This window comes from Mammaliicoccus stepanovicii (assembly GCF_002902525.1).
Classification (GTDB): Bacteria; Bacillota; Bacilli; order Staphylococcales; family Staphylococcaceae; genus Mammaliicoccus; species Mammaliicoccus stepanovicii.
In genome coordinates this window covers 60,774-66,911 of the sequence record NZ_PPQZ01000003.1, presented here as the reverse complement: position 1 = coordinate 66,911, position 6,138 = coordinate 60,774, and the positions used below count along the sequence as shown (strand labels likewise).

Sequence of the window (6,138 nt, the reverse complement as noted above, 5' to 3'; positions counted from 1 at the left end):
AATCTATTTTTAATATAAATAGATTTCTGTCCCGCCCTTTTTTATAAAAATTTTATAAGATATGCTTGCATTTGTAATACAACTTTATTAAAATAAAGATAATGATAATCATTATCAATTAAAGAGGAGAAAATTGTTCAATGGGTAAATTTTTAATGCGTCTAGATGTTTTGATCATAATGTTAATTATTGCAACTTTCTTCTCAATTTTTATTGGTGTTTCTGAAGTTAAACCGTTTCACATTTTTAATTTGTCTGATGAAGAAAAGAATATTCTTGTTGCTAGTAGGATACCTAGAACAATAAGTATCATTATTTCAGGTAGCTGTTTAGCTATAAGTGGGTTAATTATGCAACAACTTACAAGAAATAAATTTGTATCACCAACTACAGCTGGAACAATGGACTGGGCGAGATTGGGTATATTAATTGCGCTTATCGCATTTCCAGATTCAAATATTTTGTTGAAATTGCTTTTTGCTACTTTGTTAAGTTTGTTTGGAACATTGTTATTCATGCAAATTCTTCAGAGAATTCAATTCAAGGATGTTATTTTTATTCCACTTGTAGGTATTATGCTCGGTAATATTGTGTCTAGTTTTTCAACTTTCGTAGCACTAAGAACAAATGCAGTTCAAAGTATTGGTAACTTTATGCAAGGCAATTTTTCGATTATAACAAGTGGTCGGTATGAAATACTTTTTATAAGTATTCCATTACTTGTACTCGCATACATATACGCTAGTAAATTCACGATTGCGGGAATGGGCAAAGATTTCAGTGTGAATTTAGGATTAAATTATCAAAGAACCGTCAATATTGGATTAACGATTACAGCTGTCATTACAGCACTAGTCGTTGTTACAGTCGGAATGATGCCATTTTTAGGATTAATTATCCCAAATTTAATTTCTATATTTAGAGGAGATCATTTGAAGAATGCATTACCTCACACAGCAGTATTTGGTGCATTATTTGTGATGATTTGTGATATTTTAGGCAGATTGATTATTTTTCCTTATGAAATTACAATTGGCTTAACAATTGGTGTAATTGGTAGTTTTATCTTTATAGTTTTATTGATGAAAGGAAGAACTAGAAATGTTTAATAAATTAACGCCATCTAAGAAAATCATCCTTTTATCAATTATTACCTTGCTAATAGCATCTTTGTATTTATTCTATAATTTAAATCCCAAAATATTAGAATACCAATTAACAGGCCGCATAAGAAAATTCATTGCCATGCTTTTAGTAGGAGGAAGCATAGCGGTTTCTACTGTCATCTTTCAAACAATAACGAATAATAGAATTTTAACGCCATCTATTATTGGGCTAGATGCTGTATATATGTTTATTAAGACTGCTATTATATTTTTCTTTGGTTCTACATCAGTAGTAGCGCTCAATAGTCAATTGAACTTTGTGATTACGTTAATTGGCATGATTTTATTTAGTTTGTTACTTTTTCAAATTTTATTTAAGTCTAAAGATCAAAATGTATTTTTCATATTGTTGTTAGGAATTGTGTTTGGAACATTTTTCTCGAGTTTATCTAGTTTTATAGAGATGATGATTGACCCGGAAGAATTTTTGTCAATTCAAAGTGCCATGTTCGCAAGTTTTAGTGCTATAAATGAAAAACTACTTATGATTTCTGGCGTGATATTGCTCATGATGATCATGATAGCATTTAAATTTAAATCTTATTTAGATGTCTTATCTTTAGGTCGTGATCATGCTATTAATTTAGGTGTTCATTATGCAAATGTAACAAGGTGGTTAATGGTTATGGTAGCCCTACTCGTTACGATTTCAACTGCATTAGTAGGCCCAATCACATTTTTAGGATTATTGGTCGTAAATTTAGCCCATGAATTTATGAAAGAACTAGAACATAAATATATATTACCTGCTGCGATATTGATTAGCTGGGTGAGTTTATTTTTAGGTCAATGGATTGTTGAACATGTCTTTGAAGGTACTACTGAAATTAGTATCATGATTAATTTTATAGGAGGCATATACTTTATATTCTTAATATTAAAGGAGCGAAATGCAGCATGATAAAAGTAGAATCATTAACGAAAACTTACCAACAATGTAAAGTAGTTGATAATGTAGATATTGAAATTGAAAAAGGTCAAATCACTTCGTTTATTGGACCAAATGGTGCAGGAAAGAGTACTGTACTTTCTATAATTAGTCGATTATTAGAACAAGATAATGGAAATATTAAAATCGATAATAAAGATATTTCGACAATGAAAAGTAATGATTTAGCCAAAAAGTTAGCGATTTTAAAACAATCAAATCATACAGAACTCAAAATTACTGTAAGACAGCTCGTTAGTTTCGGAAGGTTTCCATATTCAAAAGGAAAACTAAAGAAAGAAGACCATATTATGATAGATAAAGCACTAGACTATCTAGGGTTACGTGACATACAACATAAATATTTAAGCGAATTATCAGGAGGACAGCGACAACGTGCATATATAGCTATGACCATTGCTCAAGATACTGAATATATATTGTTAGACGAGCCGTTGAATAATTTAGACATGAAACATTCTGTACAAATTATGAAAATATTAAGAAGACTCGTTAAAGAAATGAATAAGACGATTGTTATAGTCATTCATGATATTAATTTCGCTTCTTGTTATTCAGATAAAATCATCGCAATTAAAGATGGCAAAGTAGAAATTTCTGGAACTAAAAATGAAGTCATCAATGAGCATGTATTAAGTAAAATATATGATTTAAATATTAAGATCGAGAATATTAATGGCCAACGCATATGCGTGTATTTTGATAATGAATTTATTGCAGCTGAAGAAATACAAACATTAGCCATGTAACATCAGACATTGAAAGGAGTGATGCTTGATATTTTTAATGTATATATTAGAACACTTTATGACAACACCAAATTTTAAGGAGAATCCATATCAATGAAAAGAGCATTTAGTTTTATATTAATTACATTATTATCAATTGTACTCGTAGCTTGTGGAAATGATTCTAACAACAAAGAGAAACAAACATCTAAAGAAGATACGAAAAACAAACCTAAAACTATTGAAATACAATCAAAATATCAAGTACGTGGTAAGAAAGATGACGGAAGCGATGCTAAAAGTGTTAGCGAGAAAGTGACAGTTCCTACAAACCCTAAAAAAGTAGTCGTACTAGACTATGGTGCATTAGATACGATTGAAGCGTTGGGCGCTAAAGATGTAGTGAAAGGCGTACCTAAAGGAGAAGGTAAAGCAACATTACCTAAATTCTTAGATGAATTTAAAGATGATAAGTACATAAATACAGGTTCACTGAAAGAAGTAAACTTCGATAAAATTGCAGAGATTAATCCTGATTTAATTCTATTCTCAGGTCGAACATCAGGTACTGAAGTTCAAGATGAATTGAAAAAAGCAGCACCAGATGCAGCAAGATTATATGTCGGTGCAGATGATAAAAATTACTTGAATTCAATCGAAGAAAACACAACAAACTTAGGTAAAATATTCGAGAAAGAATCGAAGGCAAAAGCGTTAAACAAAGACCTTAAAGATAAAGTTAAAGAAGTGAAAACAAAAGCAAGTAAATCAAATGATAAGGCGATGTATTTACTTGTTAATGAAGGTGAATTATCAACATTTGGTCCGGGGTCACGTTTTGGTAGTTTAATTTATGACACATTAGGATTGAAACCAAGTGCTAAAGACGTTAAAGTAGCTGGTCACGGACAACCAATTAGTTATGAATATATTACTGAGAAAAACCCAGATATTATTTATGCAATGGATAGAGGCAAAGCGATAGGTGGTAAAGAAACATCTAAAGCAGCATTATCTAATGATGTCATTAAAAATGTAAAAGCAATTAAACATCATAACGTTGTACAAGTTGATCCACAATTGTGGTATTTATCTTCTGGTGGTGTAAGAACGACTGTGAAGCAAATTGATGAAGTTATGAAGGGATTAAAGTAATAAATTATAGTTATATAATAAAAACACCTGGAACTTCCTTCGTTTCAGTATTAATTAACACGAGAAAATCATGATAAAAAATGATTTCCTCGTGTTTTATTATGAATGTATAGTTCTTCTGAGTCATTTATTAAATATGGAGTCCGAAATGGTGGAAGTCATGGAATAACTCAGAAGTTAATCCAAGAGATGGTGTAAGTCACGGAATAACTCAGAAGTTAATCCAAGAGATGGTGTAAGTCACGGAAGAACTCGGCAGTTAATCCAAGAGATGGGCAAAGTTATGGAATAAGTCGGCAGTTAATCCAAGAGATGGGCAAAGTCATGGAATAAGTCGGTAATTAATCCACAAGATGGTGTAAGTCATGGAATAAGTCGGCAGTTAATCCACAAGATGGTGTAAGTCATGGAATAACGCAGTAGTTAATCCATGAGATGGTGTAAGTCATGAACCTAGGAAATCAATCTACAAGTAAAGATATAGCGAAAAATAAAAAAGCAGTAGAATTTCAGATAAGAATCTGATTTTCTACTGCTTTTTAAAGTTCGTCTCAGGTATTTTTATGAAAAATTAATACTAATCTACGGGTTCACCTATTATGCGAACTTCGCGTTTAAGTTCAATATCAAATTTTTCTTTAACAACTTTTTGTACATGCGCAATAATTTGCTCATAATCTGTTGCGGTTCCGTTATCAACATTTACGATGAAACCTGCATGTTTCTTTGAAACTTCAACACCACCGATTCTATGACCTTGTAAACCCGCTTCTTGAATAAGTTTACCTGCAAAGTGATTAGGTGGTCGTTGGAATACACTTCCACATGAAGGGTGCTCTAAAGGTTGCTTATCTTCTCGACGTTGTGTTAAATCATCCATTGTCGCTTGAATAGTATGAATATCTCCAACTTCTAATTTGAAAGTTGCTTCTAATACAACGAGATGTTTACGTTGAACAATACTCGTTCTGTAATCTAACTCTAAATCTTCGCCTTGGATAATATGTAGTTCACCTGTATCATCAATTGCTTTTATATGATCAATACAATCTTTAACTTCTCCACCATAAGCACCAGCATTCATATATACGGCTCCACCGACTGATCCTGGAATACCACATGCAAACTCTAATCCTGATAAATGATGGTCTCTAGCACGTCTTGATACATTGATGATTGCAGCGCCACTCCCGCAAGTTATAGATTGATTGTTTACACTAATTTGATTGAATTCTAAAAGACTAATAACGATACCTCTAATACCGCCATCTCTAATAATAATGTTTGAGCCATTCCCTAAAAATGTTAATGGAATTTGATTGTTATAAGCTAATTTTACGATTTTTTGGACTTCTATATGTGAAGTTGGTGACAAATAAAAATCAGCTTTACCTCCTGTTTTAGTGAAAGTATATTTTTTTAAAGGTTCATCTACTTTAATTAATGATTGAGGTAGGAATGATAATAATTCCTTTAATATAGTTTGATTATCCAACGTTCGACGTCCTTTCTTTATTATGATCTTATATTGATTATATCAATATTTGTAATCATATGCGATTCTCTTTGTGTTGATGCTTCGATATAAGGTCTTCAAACCACTGTTGTTTACTATTTTCATATATTTTAATGCTTGTCGCATTGGACAAAGCTTCGCATTTAAAAGATTGAAATGCTTCTATTATAGATGTGTGATCAGATAAAAGTCGCTCCACAGTTAAATAATCATATAACATCTGACTATTTTGTTCAACAATGTGTAAACGAGCGATTTGTTTAAGTGAAATCATATCTTCGAATTGAGCCATCATGACTTTTTTCTTATATTGATGATGTAATCTATATATTTGATGGTAGTTGAGTCTTTTTTCATCTAAACTTGTGATATCATGTAATGATTTAACTGTAACAAGCACATCTACAATTGGTTCAGTTTCATAATATGTTTGTTTTGTACCACCTATATGATAAACATTTTGAACAGGTGTATCTAATAAATGTATTAATAGTTGTTGAATATTGATATAATTTGGTTTAAAATCATCTGATGATTGTAATTGAATAAAGGATTGTGGTTTTTTTAACATAAAAATTCCTTTCATATAAGTATTTGAAAGTTAATGTAACATTTTAATTATCC

6 protein-coding genes are annotated in these 6,138 nt (G+C 31.1%); 4 read left to right on the top strand and 2 right to left on the bottom strand.

Translation table 11 applies throughout. From position 1 onward, the window contains the following. Positions 1–140 precede the first annotated feature (140 nt). The 4 genes from CD111_RS00440 (at position 141) to CD111_RS00425 (ending at position 3,998) form a co-directional block, all read left to right on the top strand. Entirely contained in the window at positions 141–1,109 is a 969-nt protein-coding gene (locus CD111_RS00440) for an ABC transporter permease (RefSeq protein WP_095089275.1), read from the top strand. Continuing rightward, positions 1,102–2,067, top strand: coding sequence for an iron chelate uptake ABC transporter family permease subunit (locus CD111_RS00435; RefSeq protein WP_095089271.1), 966 nt, complete (start codon positions 1,102–1,104; stop codon positions 2,065–2,067). The genes CD111_RS00440 and CD111_RS00435 overlap by 8 nt, the downstream gene beginning before the upstream one ends. Further along, positions 2,064–2,864, top strand: coding sequence for an iron ABC transporter ATP-binding protein (locus CD111_RS00430; RefSeq protein WP_095089268.1), 801 nt, complete (start codon positions 2,064–2,066; stop codon positions 2,862–2,864). The genes CD111_RS00435 and CD111_RS00430 overlap by 4 nt, the downstream gene beginning before the upstream one ends. A gap of 93 nt (positions 2,865–2,957) precedes the next feature. Further along, positions 2,958–3,998: a ferrated catecholamine ABC transporter substrate-binding lipoprotein SstD gene (locus CD111_RS00425; protein ID WP_095089264.1), complete on the top strand. Its 1,041-nt coding sequence runs from the start codon at positions 2,958–2,960 to the stop codon at positions 3,996–3,998. A gap of 577 nt (positions 3,999–4,575) precedes the next feature. On the opposite strand, the gene murB is transcribed toward CD111_RS00425, so the two are convergent. Both murB and CD111_RS00415 read right to left on the bottom strand, forming a co-directional pair. Beyond that, a complete protein-coding gene (murB, locus tag CD111_RS00420; protein WP_095089261.1) occupies positions 4,576–5,493 on the bottom strand; it encodes a UDP-N-acetylmuramate dehydrogenase in 918 nt (305 codons plus the stop codon). A gap of 55 nt (positions 5,494–5,548) precedes the next feature. Beyond that, complete coding sequence (locus tag CD111_RS00415; RefSeq protein ID WP_095089258.1) at positions 5,549–6,085, bottom strand: GrpB family protein; 537 nt, start codon at positions 6,083–6,085, stop codon at positions 5,549–5,551. Positions 6,086–6,138 lie beyond the last annotated feature (53 nt).

What these genes read in the sequence shown, in the direction of transcription:
- CD111_RS00440 (WP_095089275.1), top strand. Translation starts at nt 141, where the DNA reads ATGGGTAAATTTTTAATGCGTCTAGATGTTTTGATCATAATGTTAATT.
- CD111_RS00435 (WP_095089271.1), top strand. Translation starts at nt 1,102, where the DNA reads ATGTTTAATAAATTAACGCCATCTAAGAAAATCATCCTTTTATCAATT.
- CD111_RS00430 (WP_095089268.1), top strand. Translation starts at nt 2,064, where the DNA reads ATGATAAAAGTAGAATCATTAACGAAAACTTACCAACAATGTAAAGTA.
- CD111_RS00425 (WP_095089264.1), top strand. Translation starts at nt 2,958, where the DNA reads ATGAAAAGAGCATTTAGTTTTATATTAATTACATTATTATCAATTGTA.
- CD111_RS00415 (WP_095089258.1), bottom strand. Translation starts at nt 6,085, where the DNA reads ATGTTAAAAAAACCACAATCCTTTATTCAATTACAATCATCAGATGAT.